We start from the raw sequence: 18,151 nt of genomic DNA on the forward strand, positions 1-18,151 counted from the left end.
TTTCCTGCCGAACCTGCAGCATCACCGCTTCTGGGTTGAAGAAGAGAAACGTTTCGTGCGTCTGCGCGTATCTGCCAAAGGCATGCGTATCATCGACAAGCGCGGCATCACTGTCGTGCTGGCCGAACTTCGCCGCGATGGCAAGATTTAAGGGAGCTAATCATGCGTGAATTGATTCGTTTGATCTCGAGCGCCGGTACTGGTCACTTCTACACTACCGACAAGAACAAGCGTACTACTCCGGACAAAATCGAGATCAAGAAATATGATCCGGTTGTTCGCAAGCACGTGATCTACAAGGAAGGCAAAATCAAGTAATTGATTTTTCCTGACTTACGAAAAAGGCCCGTATCTCACGATACGGGCCTTTTTTGTTGCCTTTGAAAGGGTAATCAACCGCAAATGAGTTCAATGATCTCGTTGCGCTCGTTCACCAACACTCGAATTCGGTCCGGATCAGTGCGCAGGTTGTAAAGGCCGTCTGGCACTTCCAGGCGATGTTTCTTCACGCCGGCGGCATTGCGCACAGCGAGCAGGTTGTCCGAGTCGGCAATATCGCCGAGGAAAAATTTTGCGTTATTCAGGTTGCAGTAGTTGGGCATGATGCCTCCTTGCGTCGATTCGAAAGAAAGGCGCCTTCTGGTCAAGCCCGTCGACACTTCCTGTGCCGGCATGGGAATTAACGCTGAAATTTGGCGCCTTCGCGAAGTTTCGCTCAAAGGGCTTGCCCACGTCCTACCTGTCTCGTCACCTTCTATGTCGGATCAGCCCTTCTGTTCAAAGATCACATAGATCTTGCGGCACGCCTCCAGCACTTCCCAAGTGCCACGGAAGCCAGCCGGAATCACAAAGCGGTCGCCAACACGCAAGGTCTTGGCATTGCCATCGCTGTCACGCAGCACCGAAACCCCCTGCAGGATCTCGCAATACTCATGCTCGGTGTAATTCACCGTCCATTGCCCGACTGCGCCTTCCCACACGCCGACACCCATTTGCCCACAAGGGCTTTCGTATTGATGGAACACGGCTTGTTCGGGGTCACCCTTGAGCACTTTGGCCGGGTCCGGGCGATAGCGTTCGGCTTCGCTGCCGGTCAGGCTGATGTCGACGACGTTCTGGATGTTCATTGTTGTTTTCTCCCGTGATGACGGCGCGATGGCTTGAAAGGGCCAAAGTCTATGTTTATTAAAATGAACACCGCAAGGCCGTATAGCGCGCTTATGTCAAATATATTGAAACAACCCCGGCCGCTGGTTTAGGGTGGCGGGTGCCTTGGGCCGAAAGCATGCTGGCCTGGCAGAATTCCTGAAGACGTCCGCGAAGAGCGCGGCGCTCTATTCAACAAGAGGAGGACACTCGAATGACCACCCTGACTCGTGCCGACTGGGAACAACGCGCCCGCGACCTGAAGATCGAAGGCCGCGCCTACCTCAACGGCGAATATACCGACGCCGTTTCCGGCGAGACCTTCGAGTGCATCAGCCCGGTCGATGGCCGTCTGCTGGGCAAGATTGCCAGCTGTGACGCCGCCGACGCCCAGCGCGCCGTGGAAAACGCCCGCGCCACCTTCAATTCCGGCGTCTGGTCGCGCCTGGCGCCGACCAAACGCAAAGCCACCATGATCCGTTTCGCCGGCCTGCTCAAGCAGCACGCCGAAGAGCTGGCCCTGCTCGAAACCCTCGATATGGGCAAACCGATCAGTGACTCGTTGTACATCGACGTTCCGGGCGCGGCGCAAGCGCTGAGCTGGAGCGGTGAGGCGATCGACAAGATCTACGACGAAGTCGCGGCCACCCCGCACGATCAACTGGGTCTGGTGACCCGCGAGCCGGTCGGCGTGGTTGGCGCCATCGTGCCGTGGAACTTCCCGCTGATGATGGCCTGCTGGAAGCTCGGCCCGGCGCTGTCGACGGGTAACTCGGTGATCCTCAAGCCGTCGGAAAAATCCCCGCTGACCGCCATCCGCATCGCCGCGCTGGCAGTCGAAGCCGGCATCCCGAAAGGCGTGCTCAACGTGCTGCCGGGTTACGGTCACACCGTTGGCAAGGCGTTGGCCCTGCACAACGATGTCGACACTCTGGTGTTCACCGGTTCGACCAAGATCGCCAAGCAACTGATGATCTACTCCGGCGAATCGAACATGAAACGCGTCTGGCTGGAAGCCGGTGGCAAGAGCCCGAACATCGTCTTTGCCGATGCGCCGGATCTGCAGGCTGCTGCCGAATCCGCCGCCAGCGCCATCGCCTTCAACCAGGGCGAAGTGTGCACCGCCGGTTCGCGTCTGCTGGTCGAGCGTTCGATCAAGGACAAATTCCTGCCGATGGTCATTGAGGCGCTGAAAACCTGGAAACCGGGCAATCCGCTGGATCCGGCGACCAACGTTGGCGCGCTGGTCGATACCCAGCAGATGAACACCGTGCTGTCGTACATCGAATCCGGTCATGCCGATGGCGCCAAACTGGTGGCCGGTGGCAAGCGCATCCTTCAGGAAACCGGCGGCACGTATGTTGAGCCAACGATTTTCGACGGCGTGAGCAACGCCATGAAGATCGCTCAGGAAGAGATCTTCGGGCCGGTGCTGTCGGTCATCGCTTTTGATACAGCCGAAGAGGCGATCCAGATTGCCAACGACACGCCTTATGGCCTCGCCGCTGCGGTGTGGACTCAGGACATCTCCAAGGCACACCTGACCGCCAAGGCACTGCGCGCCGGCAGCGTGTGGGTCAACCAGTACGACGGCGGCGACATGACCGCGCCATTCGGCGGCTTCAAGCAGTCGGGAAACGGTCGCGATAAATCGCTGCACGCGTTCGACAAGTACACCGAGCTGAAAGCGACGTGGATCAAGCTGTAAGCCTTTAGCGGGAGCCTGACTCGTTCAGGCTTCCAACTACAGAGATCCCCCTGTGGGAGCAAACTTTTGTGGTGAGGGGATTCATCCCCTGATCGGCTGCGAAGCAGTCGCAAAACCAGTGCATGCGAGGGTGCAGGTTTTGAGGTCGCTGCGCGACCTGTCGGGGATGATCCCCTTGCCACAGGGTTTGCTCCCACATTTGGTTTTGTGGTGCACATAAAAATAATCCACAGGAGCGTGGACCATGCGTTGGGCGACGTATTTCGCCGTGTTGGCGTCTGTCTTGAGTGTCGGCCTGGCCCTGGGGGTCAGCATGCCGCTGGTGTCGTTGCGTCTGGAGGGCTGGGGTTACGGCTCCTTCGCGATTGGCGTGATGGCAGCGATGCCGGCGATTGGCGTGTTGTTGGGCGCGAAGATTTCCAGTCACTTGGCGGCGCGTTTCGGCACGGCGAACCTGATGCGCCTGTGCCTGTGGGCCGGAGCCCTGTCGATCGGTTTGCTGGCGCTGCTACCGAGTTACCCGATCTGGCTGCTGTTGCGCTTGATGATCGGCGTGATCCTGACCATCGTTTTTATCCTCGGCGAGAGCTGGATCAACCAATTGGTGGTGGAGCACTGGCGCGGGCGGCTGGTGGCGCTGTATGGCAGCAGTTACGCATTAAGCCAACTGTCTGGTCCGTTGCTGCTGGGCGCGCTCGGCACCGAACACGATTACGGCTTCTGGGTTGGTGTTGCGCTGCTGACGATCTCGCCCTTGCTGTTGCTGCGCCGCAGCGGTGCGCCGAGCAGTGAAGCGAGCAGCGTGACCTTCAGCGATCTGTGGGGTTTTGCTCGCGAGCTGCCAGCGATTGCCTGGGCGGTGTCGTTGTTTGCCGCGTTCGAGGCGATGATCCTGACGCTGCTGCCGGTGTACTGCCTGCAGCAGGGCTTCACCGCCGAGATCGCATTGGCGATGGTCAGCACGGTGGTGGTCGGCGATGCGTTGCTGCAACTGCCGATTGGCGCGTTGGCCGATTACCTGTCGCGGCGCACGTTGTTCACGGGCTGCGCGGTGGTGTTGATGCTGTCGAGCCTGGCGATCCCTATGTTGATCGATACGTTGCTGATCTGGCCGTTGTGGGTGTTGTTTGGCGCCAGTGCCGGAGGGTTGTTCACGCTGTCGCTTATTCTGATCGGTGAGCGCTATCGCGACGATGCGCTGGTGCGGGCCAATGCGCACATTGCGCAGCTGTGGGGTGTGGGTTGTCTGATCGGGCCTTTGATGGCGGGGGCGGGCAGTCAGTGGGTCAGTGGGCATGCATTGCCGTGGTTGATGGCGGCGGGGGCGTTCGGGCTGGTGATTCTCCTTATGCGACAAGGTGCATTCGGTACGGTGGCCGAGCCGGCCTGAGTCTGGTTGCAACGTTTGTGATTAGCTTGTGGTGAGGGGATTCATCCCCGATGGGGCGCGCAGCGGCCCTGCTTTTTTCCACATGACAGCGGAACTGCTATGCAGTTTATCGGGGATAAATCCCCTCACCACAAGAGCCTCCTCTCACAGTAGAAGCTGCGTGTCCGGCTACAACATCCGTTCCAAACCGACCGAGGTGCTGAACCACGCATTGAAGCGCCGCCACCAGCTCCCAGGCTCCTTGGTCAGCGTGTGCATCTGGCCGTTGTCCTCGGTCACCCAGACGATATTTCCATTCTGCATTTTCGCTTCGTAGCTGAGCGCCGGCGCCATACCTTGCAACGCCAGTTCGCGGACGTGTTCGGCCAGCTCCGGACTGTCCACCAGCACGCCCACCTCGGTGTTCCACAGCACTGAGCGAGGGTCGAAGTTGAACGAGCCGATAAACGCTTTTTGCCGGTCGAAGATCATCGCCTTGCTGTGCAGGCTCGAGTCCGAGCCGCGAAACGATTTGCTGTAGAACACGTGCGGGGCGCTGCCGCCACCGTCCCCCGGCTGGCGCCGCAGTTCGAACAATTTCACCCCATGCTCCAGCAGTGCCTTGCGATAAGGCGCGTAGCCACCGTGCACCGCCGGCACATCGGTGGCTTCCAGTGAGTTGGTCAGCAAGCTCACCGAGACTCCGGCGTCGGCGCGTCCGGTCAGGTACACGAGCCCTGGCTGGCCCGGAACGAAGTAGGCAGAGATCATGATCAGTTCTTTGCTGACGCCGCGCAGTTCCGGCGCCAGTTGCGTGGTCAGCAGCAATTGCGGATCCGGCTCGGCCTTGGCCAACACCTTGCTCGGCGCATCCCACAGCGCCTGATTCCACGCCCAGATCAGTTCCTTGCGCCAGATGTCCATGCGCGGTGCGGTCTTGAACGTCATCAACTGCTGATACAGCGCGTGATTCTGCTTGCGGGTTTCTTCGAGGGATTCTTCCAGGCGTGTGCGGGTGTTCTGCAAGTCCTTGGCGGTCGGTCTGCTCGAGAGAAACTCGTCGATCGGCTTGCTCAGCGCACTGTTCCAGTACTGGTCGAAACTGTGCCCGAGCTGTTCGGCCACCGGGCCGACGCTGAGCATGTCGATGTCGGTGAAATTCAGGTTTGGCTCGGCATCGAAATACTCGTCGCCCAGGTTGCGTCCGCCGACAATCGCCACGCTGTTGTCCGCCAGCCACAGTTTGTTGTGCATCCGCCGATGTTGCAGCGACAGATTGAACAGGCGCCCGGCTGCCCGCGTGACACCCGTGCTACGACCCAGATGCAACGGATTGAACAGGCGAATCTGGATCTGCGGATGCGCCGCGAGGGTAGCGATGATCTGGTCGAGGCCGTCGCTGGTGGTGTCATCGAGCAGAACCCGCACCCGGACGCCACGGTCGGCAGCCTTGAGCAGTTCTTCCACCAGCATCCGCGTGCTGATGCCGTCATGGACAATGTAGTACTGCAGGTCGAGGCTGTTTTGTGCATTGCGGATCAGTTCGGCGCGGGCGGTGAAGGCTTCGGTGCTGTTGGACAGTAGACGGAAACCGGAGCGCCCCTGATGTGGCGCGGCCTGTGCCTGGATCGAGCGACCAAAGCTGGAGTCTCCGGCTGGTAATGCCTGGCTGGGTTCGCGAGGTATTTCGAGGCTGGCACAGCCAGCGATCCAAGTGACCAGGAGGCACACAGCAAACAGCTTTAGTCCAGGGCGCACGTTGTGTTCTCAAATCGTGACAGGAGGCGAAGTATGGCACGCACTGCAATGACATCAACGCTGGCAGTAAGTGCGTGCTGTTCATGCAGTAGGAAAGCGTTAGTAAACGAATTTTGCCTATAGAAGTTGTCGTGCTTTCCCTTTGTGATCAGTGTCGTTTCCTACAGATTTATCTCTCATAAGCCGCAATCATCTACCCGCTTACTTGCATCAAAAGTTAGTAGGGAACGAACTTTCATTTAAATGGATATGACGACTTATGAAAAAGACAATTCGGATTGCTGCTCTGGCGGCGATGCTTCTACCCGTATCGGCGATGGCCGAAAGCGTTGACCTGAACGTTATCGGCACCATCATTCCAACCGCCTGCATTCCTGCCTTTGCGGGCGGCGGGACAGTGGATTTGCGCAAGATCTCCGCTGCAACACTGAATCAGACAGCGCAAACCATTCTCGCAGGTCGCGATGTTTCGCTGACCATCAACTGCGATGCTGTGGCACAAGTTGAAGTGTCGGTTCGCGATAACCGCGAGGCAACCAAATTGCCTGGCATCAGCGATGGCACGGGCCAGACTGATCCGGCACTGTTCTTTGGTCTCGGCGATATCAATGGCACGCGTATTGGTGGATTTGCCCTGCGTCACGGCACTCCCGAAACCGACGGCACGGGCCGGGCGTTGCTGACCCGAGCGAGCTTCCTTTCTCCTTGGCAGGTGCCCACCAGCACATTGGTGAGAAATGCACCGGATTTGTATTCCTGGGGTATTAGCGCCGCCACCGGTCCGATCGGAGCCAGGCACCATGCCTTCCCGATGCACTTGCTGCCGATCATTGGCCCCAGCAACGCTTTGCCGATTGCCAACGAAATCCCGCTTGATGGCTCGGTAACGTTCGACATTTTCTACATCTGACGGCCTGCCCCGGCGGTTGCGTATCGTCGAGTACCGTTCGCCCATGCAAGAGCGCCCCGGCACGGCCCGGGGCGCTCCCAGGATTCTCCCGGATATCCCGATGCCTATTTCTCTCAGTCTTTTGTTCAAGGCGGCGCTGCTGTGCCCGCTCGCCTGGCTTTCGATCGCTATCGCCCACTCCGCCGGCATGGTTCCACAAACGCCGGTCCTCGTGGTGGAGGAGGGCGTGGGTGAAGCCGTCATGAATGTGCGCAACACGGATTTGCATCCTGCGTTGCTGCATTCAAGTGTTGAAAACGTCGAGCAGGATGATGAAATACTGCTCCTCGTTACGCCCCCTCTGGCGCGCGTCGAAGCGGGCAGCATTCAGCAGGTGCGGTTCATCCTGCAAAACCCCCGTTCTTTGCAGGTCGAGCGCTTGAAGCGAGTGGTGTTCGAAGGCATTGCTCCTGCAGCAGACTCCAGTGGCGCCCGAGTCAGTCTGGGGATAAGGCAGAATTTGCCGGTGATTCTGCGTCCCGCTGGGCTGGCGGTTGAACGAGAGCCGTGGAAACGACTGAGCTGGAGTACCACACCTGGCGGCCTACAGGTGTTCAACCCCAGCCCTTATGTCGTACGGCTGGCCAAAGCCTTTGTGCCGTTGCCCGGCTCAGACATGGCCAATTTGCCGCGCACCTACATCCTGCCCGGCGAACGCTTGAACATTGCGCTGCCCCTGAGCACCTCCGTACGAACAATGTCGGTGCGGATCTATCCGGCGACCACTTACGGATTTTCGGTTGAACACTTCGATGCCCCGGTCACTCGCTAGTGTGGGTCAATTTTCGCCGTTGCCTGATGGTGGTTCTGGTGAGCGGTTCGAGTTTCGTGACAGCGCGCGAGCCTGTGGAATTTGATGCCAAAGTACTGAAGGACCGCGGAATCGATCCGGCACTGGCGCAATATTTTCGTGATTCGCCGCGCTTTACCCGAGGCTCGCGTTTAGTCGCGCTGGAGGTCAACGGTCAGCCCAAGGGGCGCGTGCGCATGACCTTCAGTGCTCATGGCGAGTTGTGTCTGGAGCCGCAGTGGTTGAAGGCTGCCGGCATACGGCCCTTGTCTCCGGTGGCCAAGTCGCAACCGGATGGATGCGTGACCGTCACAGAAGGTTTTCCCGACGCCATTGTGCAGCTGTATCCAGGCAGGGAGCAGGTCGAGTTGTTGGTGCCCACCAGAACCCTTGCGTTGCCGGAGCGTACCGCGCATGACTTTGACGATGGCGGTGTCGCCGGCGTGTTCAACTACGACTTGCTGGTGGCGGGCAGCGAGCTCGGAGGGCAGCGCAGCACTTATCGAAACCTTGGCTCCGAAGTCGGCTTGAATGCCGGAAACTGGATATTGCGCAGCCGGCAGTCTTACACGGCGTTACCCGGCAGTACGCGATTCGAACATCTTTACGCCTATGGCATGCGCACGTTGGAGGCCTACGAGGCCAGTGTGCAAGTCGGTCAGTTGAATCTGGCCTCAGCGCTCTTTGCCGGTGAATCCTTCACTGGTGTGCAGATTCTTCCCGAGACGGCATTCGCGCAGTTGCGTGCCGCGCAGAACGGTGCTCGTGGTCACGTCGAAGGGGTGGCTTACTCGCCGTCCCGGATCGAGGTCCGGCAGAACGGTGTGGTGATCTACACCACGATGGTGCCGGGCGGCCCCTTTACGTTGCGCGCGTTGCCACTGTTGAGCAATCAGCTCGATCTTGAAGTGAGCGTCCATGAGCAAGATGGGCAGATACGGCGATACCAGGTTCCGTCCGCCAACCTGCGCGAGGGGATGGTTGAGGGGACGGGTGGATTCAATTTTGCGCTCGGTAGCGTACGGCGACTGGGAACGGACGACCGACATGCGCCGTCCTTTGCCACATTCAGCAAGGACTGGGACTGGAACCGAGTCAGTCGCATCACCGGCGGCTTGTTGGCGGGAACGGACTATCTGTCGGCGGGTTGGGGGTTGCAAAGGCAGTGGGGCGATCTCAACCTGGGCGTGCAACAAGTGTTTTCTGACGCGGGCGTCGAGGGCGTGTCCGGCAATCAGGTGCAGATGACGCTTAACGCGTCAATATCGCCAACACTGTCGACCAGCCTGATCGCGGTGCATCAGAGCGGGGGTTTTCGCACGCTATCGGATACCGGCTGGAATCAGGAGCGCGGCGAGCCCGCGTCACGCAGTCGCAATCACTTACAGGGTTCACTCAATCTCTCGACCGAACACTGGGGCGCCTTTGGTGCGACGTGGTCGCGTTACCTGAGCGAGGGCGCACCGCCACAATCGCGGACGGGTTTGTCCTGGTCACGGACATTGCCACAGCGAATCAGCCTTTCCGTCAGTCTGGAACGGGATGTGGGGGGGCAATCGCGAGAGAGGCGGGGTACTTCCGCCTATCTGACCCTGGGGGTTCCGCTTGGCGGTCAGGCGAGGCTGCGGAGTTACCTGCGCACTGATGAACAATCCGGAACGCGCAAGGGCCTGGCGGTCAGCGATGTGCTCAGCGAAAACCTGGCTTACACCGTCAGGGCGGAATATCCGGACGCGGCGTCCGCCAACTACACTGCGCGCATCAACGCCCTGCCGTACTACACAAGCCTTGATCTGGGGGTCGGCCAGCGCTCCGGTGCGACGGACTATGACGTGGGACTACGTGGAGGCGCAGCGTTTCATCGCGACGGTGTGACATTGTCGCCCTATCCGCTAAGAGACACGATTGGCGTGCTGAAGGCCGGTGATCGGGCCGGCGTCAAACTGAACACGCCTCAGGGCCCGGTCTGGACCGACGGCACAGGCCACGCGATAGCCGCGACGCTCCCTGCCTATTCGACGGCCAGGCTGGAAGTCGATCCTTTGAGCCTGCCGCGTAATGTCGAGGTGCTCGACGGGTTGCAAGAGGTGACGATGGGGCGCGGCTCGGTGAAGCACCTGGATTTCTCTATCGTGACTGTCAGGCGTTTGTTGTTGAGGGCCATGACAGTTGATCGGCAGTGGCTGACTCAGGGGCTGACAGTCGAGGACGAGCAGGGCCGTTATCTGACAACCGTGCTGGAGTCCGGAACCATTTTTCTGCCGGATGTGAAGTCCGATCAGACCTTGCTGGTGCAACTGCCCGACACCACACGGTGCATTTTGCAGTTCGCCCTTTCCGATGCCCCCGAAGACAGCGCACAGATTGAGCGCGTCGATGCGATGTGCACCCCTGTCGAGCTGTCCTGAGCGAGTGTCTGACATGAATGTATTGGTTACTGTGGTCTTGCTTGTTTGCCTGTTCTCACCTTTTGCGCTGGCGAGCGACCAATGCCGACTGGGGCTGTCCCCGGTGGGGGTGGATTTTGGATCACTCACTCGGGCCGAGCTGTTCGAGCGTTCGGGCTCGTTCGGTGAGGGCGGCAGTTTCGGTGGGCGCACGCTCCATTTGCGAATTCAATGCGCCGTTCCTCGTGCCATGACGTGGGGGTTCGTTGCGACGATGGCGGATGCCCAGCGTTACCGCTGGTCTGCGGGTACGTTTCAGATCCGCATCATTGCGGCGCGGCTGGACGGAATGGCAGTGCGACTGCGGCGGGCCGGCGATGACGCCGTCGAGGCGGATCTGTTGCGCCCGGGTGAGCGCCTGGTGACATGGCGTTCCGGCGCAGTTGTCCAGGGCGGACATCTGGAGGTCGAGTTGCGGATCGAGGCCCATGTGGATGAAACCATGAGCCGGGTTCGCGACTTGACCCGTCATGAGGCACAGGGGACATTTCTGCTCGACTGAAGACGATCCGCCTGCACGTTTCAGCCTGAGTTGAGGGTGTTCGCTTCGGCCAGCAGCCGGATTGCCGTCGCGCCGACCTTGCGCACCGCTTCTTCGATCTGCGGCGTCGGTTTGGCTGCGTAGTTCATGCGCAGGCAATTGCGGTACTTGCCCGAGGCGGAAAAGATGCTGCCGACGGCAATCTGTACGCCTTGATCATGCAGCTCACGATTGAGTTTCAAGGTGTCAAAACCTTCCGGCAATTCCACCCACAACATGAAACTGCCCTGCGGACGGCTGGCGCGGGTGCCGGCCGGGAAATAGCGGGTTACCCAGTCGATCATCAGGTCGCGATTACGCTGGTATTGCGTGCGCATCCGCCGCAAATGCGGTTCGAAGTGGCCGGACTTGAGAAATTCTGCAATGGCGATCTGCGGTTGCGGCGCGGTGGAACCGGTGCTGATGTATTTCATGTGCAGCACCCGTTCCAGATAGCGGCCCGGCGCAACCCAGCCGATGCGCAGCCCCGGCGCCAGGGTCTTGGAAAACGAACTGCACAGCAACACCCGGCCATCTTCATCGAAGGATTTGATCGTGCGCGGACGGGGGTAGGTGTAGGCCAGTTCGCCGTACACGTCGTCTTCGATAATCGCCACGTCGAAGCGCTGCGCGAGGTTGAGCAGCGCGCGTTTGCGCGACTCCGGCATGATGTAGCCGAGCGGATTGTTGCAGTTGGGCGTGAGTTGAATGACCTTGATCGGCCATTGCTCCAGCGCCAGTTCCAGCGCTTCGAGGCTGATGCCGGTGAGCGGGTCGGTGGGGATTTCCAGAGCCTTCATGCCCAGCCCTTTGAGGGTCTGCATGGCGCCGTGAAAACTCGGCGAATCCACCGCGACGATGTCGCCCGGCTCACAAATCGCGTGGATGCTGGTGGACAGCGCTTCGTGGCAGCCGGTGGTGACGACGAGGTCGCTGGCGCTCAACTGGCAGCCGGAGTCGAGCATCAATCGGGCGATCTGTTCGCGCAGTTCGAGGGTGCCGTGGATATTGTCGTAATACAGACCGGGCATGTCCTGCCGACGACTGATTCGCGCCAGGCCACGCAGCAGCGGTTTCATGGTCGGTGAGGTGACGTCGGGCATGCCACGACCGAGTTGCACCACATCCTTGCGCGGCACCGCGCGAATCAGTTCCAGCACCTGATCCCACTGCGAAATCTCCACCGGCCGCTGCGCCGGACGGCCGACGGCGGGCAACTCCGGCAACTCGCGGCCGACCGGCACGAAATAGCCTGATTTGGGTTTCGGCGTGGCCAGGCCACTGTCCTCAAGCATGCGGTAAGCCTGCTGCACCGTGCTGAGACTGACGCCATGTTCTACGCTCAAGGCGCGCACCGACGGCAACCGGTCACCCGGACGATAGAAGCCTTGTTCGATGCGGGTGCCGAGCAGCTCGGCGAGGTTCACATAAAGCGTCATGGCACTGCCTCGATGCAGGTGATTCAAAAAACCAGTACAGATGCGGCGTAAATCGACAATTCAGTGGCAGAAACAGCAAATCTGTATGGAAATAATACAGATGTGTTGAATCTGTAATGCTTTTGCCGACCCGCGCATCATGGAATCTCTGGCTACCCAAGTAAACAGGAGCGACAAAAATGAACGGCTTGAGCGATGTGCGGCTGACGTTACACAGTCAGGAACTGGAGGCAGGGCAGGAGGACAGTGCGTGGAACACGGCCATGCGCAACGCGCCGTCCGGCCTCAGTCGCTGGGCTCTGTTCTGGCATCGTCTGCACACGCGCAAGGCGTTGCTCGGTTTGACGCCCGAGCAGCTCAAGGATGTCGGGCTGACGCGGGAGCAGGCGCTGGAGGAGGGGTTGAAGCCGTTCTGGCGGATCTGAGAGCTGTATTGTTTTTCGGGCCTCATCGCTGGCAAGCCAGCTCCCACAGGGTCTGTGCTGGACACTGATTTTGTGAACACCGCTAATCACTGTGGGAGCTGCGGTGCGACGATTCGACTTGCCAGCGATGGCGTCCGCAAGAACGCCGAGAATCGATCAGACCAACTCTTTAAGGCGATGCCACAACATCCCCAGCGCCAGCAACGGCGAGCGCAAATGCTTGCCGCCGGGGAAGGTGATATGCGGCACCTTGGCAAACAGATCAAAGCCGCCGCTGTGCTGCCCGCTGATCGCCTCGGCGAGCAACTTGCCCGCCAGGTGCGTGGCATTCACCCCGTGCCCTGAATACGCCTGGGCGTAATACACGTTCGGTTGGTCCGCGAGCCGGCCAATCTGCGGTAAACGGTTGGCGCCGATGCCGATCATGCCGCCCCACTGATAATCGACCTTCACCCCGGCCAGTTGCGGAAACACTTCAAGCATCTTCGGCTGCATGTACGCGGCGATGTCCTTCGGGTCGCGCCCCGAGTAATGACAGGCGCCGCCGAACAGCAACCGACGATCCGCCGAGAGTCGGTAGTAATCCAGCGCCACACGCTGGTCACAGACCGCCATGTTTTGCGGCAACAGGCGATGCGCCTGCTCTTCGGACAACGGCTCGGTGGCGATGATGTAGCTGCCGGCGGGCAGGACCTTTCCGCTGAGTTGCGGGTTGAGGCCATTGAGATAGGCGTTGCATCCCAACACCAGCGTCTTCGCCCGCACCGAGCCTTGCGCCGTGTGCACTTTCACTTCAGGGCCGTAATCAATGCGGGTCACCGCCGATTGCTCGTACAGCTGCACGCCCAGTTGCTGCGCCGCTGCGGCTTCGCCCAATGCCAGATTCAGCGGATGCAGATGCCCGGACCCCATATCGACCAAGCCGCCAACGTAGCGTTTGGAACCGACCACTGTGTGCATTTCATTGGCTTGCAGCAGACGGGTTTCGTAGCGATAACCAAGGCTGCGCAGCTCTTCGGCGTCCTCGGCAAAACCCTCGAGGTCAGACGGCTTGTTGGCGAGGTCGCAATAGCCCCAGGTCAGATCGCAGGGGATCTGAAAGCGCTCGACGCGCTGGCGGACGATTTCCACGGCTTCCAGGCCCATCAATTTCATCTGCCGCACGCCGTCGGTGCCGATCACGTTGGCGAACTGGTCGAGACCATGACCGACGCCGCGAATCAGTTGCCCACCATTGCGACCGCTCGCGCCCCAGCCGATCCTGTGTGCTTCCAGCAGCACCACGCTGAGGCCGCGTTCGGCCAGTTCCAGCGCGGTGTTCAGCCCGGAAAAGCCGCCGCCGACCACGCACACGTCGGCAATCACTTCACCTTGCAGCCGCGGATGATCCGGTTGCGGCAGGCTGCTGGCGGCGTAGTAAGAGGCAACGTGGGGTTGGCTCGCGGTGGTTTGGGCGCGGGCGGTCATGGGCGTCATCCTGAGCGGGGTGTCGAGAAAATTTGACGGAGCATAAGCCGCACCCGCGAAGGTGGGCAACATTGGTCGGTCTACGGTGTCTGGATTGCGGCTTTTGCGGCACAATTGCCGCCTATTCCACGTTGGTCACCGTTTCGATGAGCTGCAACAGCGAGAAAATCCGCACCCTGCGTCAGCAGATTCCCTCGTTCGAGTGTGTGCCCGGCTGCCACGATTGTTGTGGGCCGGTGACAACTTCGCCGGAAGAAATGGCGCGCTTGCCGCGCAAGACCCGCGCCGAGCAGGATGCGGCGATGGAAGAGCTGAACTGTGTGCACCTGGGGCCGAATGGCTGCACGGTGTATGGCGAGCGACCGTTGATTTGCAGGTTGTTTGGCACCACCAAAACCTTGCCGTGCCCGAATGGGCGGGGGCCGGTGGAGCTGATTCATCCGCGCGCAGAAAAGCAGATCTTCGAGTACATGGCGGCGAATCGGCAGGTGTTGGTTTAGCGGGTTCACTCTGGACCGAGTCGAGGCCATCGCTGGCAAGCCAGCTCCCACAGTGATTGTTGTCGGACACTGAATTTGCGTTGGCCACTGAACCTGTGGGAGCTGGCTTGCCAGCGATAGGGCCGGGTCAGACCTGGCAAAACTCAATCCGGAATCGGCAGGCTCAGGCTCTCCTTCACTTCTTCCATCACGATATAGCTTTTGGACTCACGCACATGCGGCAGCTTCAACAGAATGTCGCCCAACAGCTTGCGGTACGAGGCCATCTCGGAAATCCGCGCCTTCACCAGATAGTCGAAATCCCCTGACACCAAGTGGCACTCCAACACATGCGGCAACTTCAGCACCGCGCGTCGGAACTCTTCGAAAGTGTCGCCGGATTTGTAGTCGAGGCTGATCTCGACGAACACCAGCAAGCTACCCTTCAAATGCTGCGGATTCAGCCGGGCGTTGTAGCCCATGATGATCCCCTCACGCTCCAGACGCCGCACCCGCTCGGTGCACGGCGTGGTGGAGAGGCCGACCTTATCCCCGAGCTCGGTGAAGGAAATCCGCCCGTCCGCCTGCAGGATCCGCAAAATGTTGCGGTCGATCTTGTCCAGCTCACGTTTGGTCTGAGTGTTGGTACGCATAGGGGATGCGCCTCCGTGAAAAGGGTTTTTGCCGAGAATTGTCGCCAAATATAGGCGCTTATATAGTGAAAAGCACTGGCATTTATTTTTTACACTGCGCGCATCATTGCTCTAACAACAGACGTACGCGGCCCCTGCCGCGATGAGGGATACAAAATGCGCGTAATGGTCTTGGGTAGCGGCGTCATCGGTACCGCCAGTGCTTACTATCTGGCCCGTGCCGGGTTTGAAGTGGTGGTGGTCGACCGGCAGCCAGCCGCCGCCATGGAGACCAGTTTCGCCAACGCCGGCCAGGTCTCGCCGGGCTACGCCTCGCCGTGGGCCGCGCCGGGCGTACCGCTCAAGGCGATCAAGTGGCTGCTGCAACGTCACGCGCCTCTCGCGATCAAGGCCACCGCCGACATCGATCAATACCTGTGGATGGCGCAGATGCTGCGCAACTGCACCGCCAACCGTTACGCGGTGAACAAAGAGCGCATGGTGCGTCTGTCCGAGTACAGCCGTGACTGCCTCGACGAATTGCGCGCCGAAACCGGCATCGCCTACGAAGGCCGCAGCCTCGGCACCACGCAACTGTTCCGCACCCAGGCGCAACTTGATGGCGCCGCCAAAGACATCGCCGTGCTGAAAGAGTCCGGTGTACCGTTTGAAGTCCTCGACCGCGCGGGTATTGCCCGCGTCGAGCCGGCACTTGCAAATGTCACCGACATCCTCGCCGGTGCTTTGCGCCTGCCGAACGATCAGACTGGCGACTGCCAGATCTTCACCACCCGTCTCGCTGAAATGGCGGTGAAACTGGGTGTGGAATTCCGCTTCGGCCAGGACATCCAGAAACTCGACTTCGCCGGTGACCGCATCAACGGCGTATGGATCGACGGCAAGCTGGAAACCGCCGACCGTTACGTGCTGGCCCTCGGCAGCTACTCGCCGCAACTGCTCAAGCCGCTGGGCATCAAGGCCCCGGTGTATCCGCTCAAGGGTTACTCGCTGACCGTGCCGATCACCAATCCGGCGATGGCCCCGACCTCGACCATTCTCGACGAGACCTACAAGGTCGCGATCACCCGTTTCGACAACCGCATTCGCGTCGGCGGCATGGCCGAGATCGCCGGTTTTGACCTGTCGCTCAACCCGCGTCGCCGCGAAACCCTGGAGATGATCGTCAACGACCTTTATCCTCAGGGCGGCAATCTGGCCGAGGCGAGCTTCTGGACCGGCCTGCGTCCGACCACGCCGGACGGCACGCCGATCGTTGGCGCCACCCCGTTCAAGAACCTGTTCCTCAACACCGGTCACGGCACCCTCGGCTGGACCATGGCGTGCGGTTCCGGTCGCTTGCTGGCTGACCTGATGGCGAAGAAAAAGCCGCAGATCAGCGCCGAAGGCCTCGATATTTCCCGTTACGGCAACAAGACCCAGGAGTCCGCAAAACATGGCAATCCAGCGCCAGCTCACCAATGAGCGCATGAGTCAGATCGTCAGCCACAACGGCACCGTGTATCTGGCCGGGCAGGTCGGCGACGATTTCGACGCCGGGATTGAACAGCAGACTCGCGACGTACTGGCCAATATCGAGCGCCTGCTCGATCTCGCGGGCACCGATAAACAGCACCTGTTGTCGGCGACGATCTACCTGAACGACATCGAAGCGCACTTTGCCGGGATGAACTCAGTGTGGGATCAGTGGCTGCCCAAAGGCGCCGCCCCGGCTCGTGCCACCGTCGAAGCGAAGATGGCCAAGCCGAGCATCCTGGTCGAGATTTCCATCGTCGCCGCGCTGCCGTAAACCGCTGTAAAGATCCCTCTCCCGGTGCTGTTGGCGGTTCACGCCGTCAGCCAGCGCCGGTTTTTATTCCCATGACCGCCTAGAAGTCTGCCGCCATGCGTCCTGCCCGTGCTCTGATCGACCTAGAAGCCCTGCGCCACAACTACCGAATTGCCCGCGAAGTCACCGGCGCCAAGGCGCTCGCCGTGATCAAGGCTGATGCCTATGGCCATGGCGCGGTGCGTTGCGCCCAGGCGCTGGAGGCCGAGGCCGATGGTTTCGCCGTCGCCTGCATCGAAGAAGCGCTGGAGCTGCGCGCCGCCGGCATCAAGGCCCCGGTGTTGTTGCTCGAAGGCATCTTCGAGGCCGATGAACTGGCGCTGATCGTCGAGCATGATTTCTGGACCGTGGTGCACTCGCTGTGGCAACTCGAAGCGATCGAGCAGGCTGCGCTGAGCAAACCCATCACTGTGTGGCTGAAACTCGATTCGGGCATGCACCGCGTCGGTTTGCATCCAAAGGATTACCCGGCGGCGTATCAACGCCTGCTGGCCAGCGGCAAGGTGGCGAAGATCGTATTGATGAGCCACTTCGCCCGTGCCGATGAATTGCACGCGCAAAGCAGCACCGAGCAAGTTGCGGTGTTTGAGGCGGCTCGCCAGGGTCTGGCTGCAGAAGTCAGCTTGCGCAACTCGCCTGCCGTGCTCGGTTGGCCGCAGATCCACAGCGACTGGGTTCGCCCGGGCATCATGCTCTACGGCGCCACGCCGTTCGAAGAAGCCAACGCCGTGGCTGATCGCCTGCAACCGGTGATGACTCTCGAATCGAAAGTCATCTGCGTGCGTGAATTGCCGGCCGGCGAGCCTATCGGCTACGGCGCCAGATTCATTACTGATAAGCCAATGCGCATCGGCGTGGTGGCCATGGGTTACGCCGATGGCTACCCGCGTCAGGCGCCGACTGGCACACCGGTGCTGGTGGCCGGCAAACGCAGCCGCATCCTTGGCCGCGTGTCGATGGACATGCTCTGCATCGACCTTACCGAGGTGCCGGAAGCGGACCTCGGTTCGACCGTCGAGCTGTGGGGCAAAAACATCCTCGCCAGCGAAGTCGCGCAGTGGGCCGACACCATTCCCTACCAGATCTTCTGCAACCTGCGTCGAGTGCCAAGGCTCTATTCCGAGGCTTGAGGCTGCGACGGGTCCCGAGTGTTGTAAATACTGAACGCTGTCGCCA

19 protein-coding genes are annotated in these 18,151 nt (G+C 60.4%); 13 read left to right on the plus strand and 6 right to left on the minus strand.

All coding sequences use genetic code 11. From position 1 onward, the window contains the following. Together ACIONG_RS16365 and rpmG are read left to right on the plus strand one after the other, a co-directional pair. A partial coding sequence (locus tag ACIONG_RS16365; RefSeq protein WP_401301123.1) for a bL28 family ribosomal protein occupies positions 1–151 on the plus strand: 151 nt, incomplete at its 5' end. Positions 152–162: 11 nt separating this feature from the next. Next, a complete protein-coding gene (gene rpmG / locus ACIONG_RS16370; protein ID WP_003177274.1) occupies positions 163–318 on the plus strand; it encodes a 50S ribosomal protein L33 in 156 nt (51 codons plus the stop codon). 74 nt (positions 319–392) lie between these two features. Here the strand turns inward: rpmG and ACIONG_RS16375 are convergent, their stop codons facing one another. Both ACIONG_RS16375 and ACIONG_RS16380 read right to left on the minus strand, forming a co-directional pair. After that, positions 393–602, minus strand: coding sequence for a peptidase inhibitor (locus tag ACIONG_RS16375; RefSeq protein ID WP_103302592.1), 210 nt, complete (start codon positions 600–602; stop codon positions 393–395). Between the two features lie 162 nt (positions 603–764). After that, a complete protein-coding gene (locus ACIONG_RS16380; protein ID WP_103302591.1) occupies positions 765–1,127 on the minus strand; it encodes a cupin domain-containing protein in 363 nt (120 codons plus the stop codon). A gap of 233 nt (positions 1,128–1,360) precedes the next feature. On the opposite strand from ACIONG_RS16380, the gene ACIONG_RS16385 reads away from it, so the two are divergent. Beyond that, entirely contained in the window at positions 1,361–2,854 is a 1,494-nt protein-coding gene (locus ACIONG_RS16385) for an aldehyde dehydrogenase (protein WP_213026963.1), read from the plus strand. A 244-nt stretch (positions 2,855–3,098) separates the two neighbouring features. Beyond that, positions 3,099–4,244 (plus strand): MFS transporter, encoded by a 1,146-nt coding sequence (locus ACIONG_RS16390; protein ID WP_401300990.1) that lies wholly within the window; start codon positions 3,099–3,101, stop codon positions 4,242–4,244. 168 nt (positions 4,245–4,412) lie between these two features. Here ACIONG_RS16390 and ACIONG_RS16395 read toward each other — a convergent pair whose 3' ends face one another. Continuing rightward, complete coding sequence (locus ACIONG_RS16395) at positions 4,413–5,981, minus strand: phospholipase D family protein (RefSeq protein ID WP_401300993.1); 1,569 nt, start codon at positions 5,979–5,981, stop codon at positions 4,413–4,415. A gap of 259 nt (positions 5,982–6,240) precedes the next feature. On the opposite strand from ACIONG_RS16395, the gene ACIONG_RS16400 reads away from it, so the two are divergent. From ACIONG_RS16400 to ACIONG_RS16415, 4 genes are all read left to right on the plus strand, one after another. Next, the gene (locus ACIONG_RS16400) at positions 6,241–6,891 is read left to right on the plus strand and encodes a DUF1120 domain-containing protein (RefSeq protein WP_213026961.1); all 651 of its coding nucleotides are present in this window, start codon (positions 6,241–6,243) and stop codon (positions 6,889–6,891) included. A 100-nt stretch (positions 6,892–6,991) separates the two neighbouring features. Beyond that, positions 6,992–7,702, plus strand: a complete 711-nt coding sequence (locus ACIONG_RS16405) for a fimbria/pilus chaperone family protein (RefSeq protein ID WP_401300996.1) — start codon at positions 6,992–6,994, stop codon at positions 7,700–7,702. 38 nt (positions 7,703–7,740) lie between these two features. Beyond that, a complete protein-coding gene (locus ACIONG_RS16410) occupies positions 7,741–10,128 on the plus strand; it encodes a fimbria/pilus outer membrane usher protein (RefSeq protein WP_401300999.1) in 2,388 nt (795 codons plus the stop codon). A 13-nt stretch (positions 10,129–10,141) separates the two neighbouring features. Beyond that, positions 10,142–10,669 carry a hypothetical protein gene (locus ACIONG_RS16415; protein WP_103302585.1) on the plus strand — a complete coding sequence of 176 codons (528 nt, stop codon included), beginning with the start codon at positions 10,142–10,144 and terminating at the stop codon, positions 10,667–10,669. A gap of 20 nt (positions 10,670–10,689) precedes the next feature. Here ACIONG_RS16415 and ACIONG_RS16420 read toward each other — a convergent pair whose 3' ends face one another. Then, complete coding sequence (locus tag ACIONG_RS16420; RefSeq protein ID WP_213026959.1) at positions 10,690–12,126, minus strand: PLP-dependent aminotransferase family protein; 1,437 nt, start codon at positions 12,124–12,126, stop codon at positions 10,690–10,692. A gap of 179 nt (positions 12,127–12,305) precedes the next feature. Here ACIONG_RS16420 and ACIONG_RS16425 point away from each other — a divergent pair, with 179 nt between their 5' ends. Further along, complete coding sequence (locus ACIONG_RS16425) at positions 12,306–12,551, plus strand: DUF1127 domain-containing protein (protein ID WP_315445039.1); 246 nt, start codon at positions 12,306–12,308, stop codon at positions 12,549–12,551. Between the two features lie 156 nt (positions 12,552–12,707). On the opposite strand, the gene ACIONG_RS16430 is transcribed toward ACIONG_RS16425, so the two are convergent. Further along, complete coding sequence (locus ACIONG_RS16430) at positions 12,708–14,018, minus strand: NAD(P)/FAD-dependent oxidoreductase (RefSeq protein WP_401301004.1); 1,311 nt, start codon at positions 14,016–14,018, stop codon at positions 12,708–12,710. Between the two features lie 146 nt (positions 14,019–14,164). On the opposite strand from ACIONG_RS16430, the gene ACIONG_RS16435 reads away from it, so the two are divergent. Next, the gene (locus ACIONG_RS16435) at positions 14,165–14,518 is read left to right on the plus strand and encodes a YkgJ family cysteine cluster protein (RefSeq protein WP_103302949.1); all 354 of its coding nucleotides are present in this window, start codon (positions 14,165–14,167) and stop codon (positions 14,516–14,518) included. Between the two features lie 143 nt (positions 14,519–14,661). On the opposite strand, the gene ACIONG_RS16440 is transcribed toward ACIONG_RS16435, so the two are convergent. Then, complete coding sequence (locus ACIONG_RS16440; RefSeq protein WP_401301006.1) at positions 14,662–15,150, minus strand: Lrp/AsnC ligand binding domain-containing protein; 489 nt, start codon at positions 15,148–15,150, stop codon at positions 14,662–14,664. A 156-nt stretch (positions 15,151–15,306) separates the two neighbouring features. On the opposite strand from ACIONG_RS16440, the gene dadA reads away from it, so the two are divergent. The 3 genes from dadA (at position 15,307) to alr (ending at position 18,105) form a co-directional block, all read left to right on the plus strand. Then, entirely contained in the window at positions 15,307–16,611 is a 1,305-nt protein-coding gene (dadA, locus tag ACIONG_RS16445) for a D-amino acid dehydrogenase (protein ID WP_103302581.1), read from the plus strand. Continuing rightward, positions 16,583–16,936 carry a RidA family protein gene (locus ACIONG_RS16450; protein WP_038359209.1) on the plus strand — a complete coding sequence of 118 codons (354 nt, stop codon included), beginning with the start codon at positions 16,583–16,585 and terminating at the stop codon, positions 16,934–16,936. Before dadA ends, ACIONG_RS16450 begins: the two co-directional genes overlap by 29 nt. Positions 16,937–17,031: 95 nt before the next feature. Further along, positions 17,032–18,105: an alanine racemase gene (gene alr / locus ACIONG_RS16455; RefSeq protein ID WP_401301011.1), complete on the plus strand. Its 1,074-nt coding sequence runs from the start codon at positions 17,032–17,034 to the stop codon at positions 18,103–18,105. Positions 18,106–18,151: the final 46 nt, after the last annotated feature.

The organism is Pseudomonas sp. NPDC087817, assembly GCF_044742875.1.
Taxonomy (GTDB): Bacteria; Pseudomonadota; Gammaproteobacteria; order Pseudomonadales; family Pseudomonadaceae; genus Aquipseudomonas.